Source organism: Paenibacillus periandrae, from assembly GCF_022458865.1.
GTDB classification, from domain to species: Bacteria; Bacillota; Bacilli; order Paenibacillales; family NBRC-103111; genus Paenibacillus_S; species Paenibacillus_S periandrae.
Genome location: NZ_JAJNMU010000143.1, coordinates 1 through 395 on the forward strand (window position 1 = coordinate 1; position 395 = coordinate 395).

Consider the following 395-nt stretch of genomic DNA (forward strand, 5'->3'; position numbering starts at 1 on the left):
CGGAAAGTTAAGGCCGTTAGGTATTCCCACTATCCGAGATCGTGTATGTCAGCAAGCGGTACGCCAAATCATCGAGCCCATCTTTGAACAAGACTTCTACTACTACAGTTTTGGCTTTCGAGCAGGACACTCGGCGCACCAAGCAATAAATACGATTCGACGCGCAAAACGCGGCGGATATGAATATGTGGTCGACCTGGACATCATGTCTTTCTTCGATGAAATTCCACACGAACTACTGATGGAGAAAGTACATGAGAGAATCACCGACGGTAAAGTGCTGACGCTCATTCGCGGATGGCTAACGGCGGGTTTCATGGAAGATGATCAGTTCCATGAAACGGAAATCGGGTCTCCACAGGGGGGCAATTTGTCACCTTTGCTTGCGAATTTGT

The 395-nt window shown here is 48.4% G+C and carries 1 protein-coding gene; it reads left to right on the plus strand.

Features of this window, described 5'->3' with window-relative positions; translation table 11 throughout:
- The coding region (locus tag LRL21_RS44975; protein ID WP_240422231.1) for a reverse transcriptase domain-containing protein at positions 1-395 on the plus strand (395 nt) is incomplete at both ends.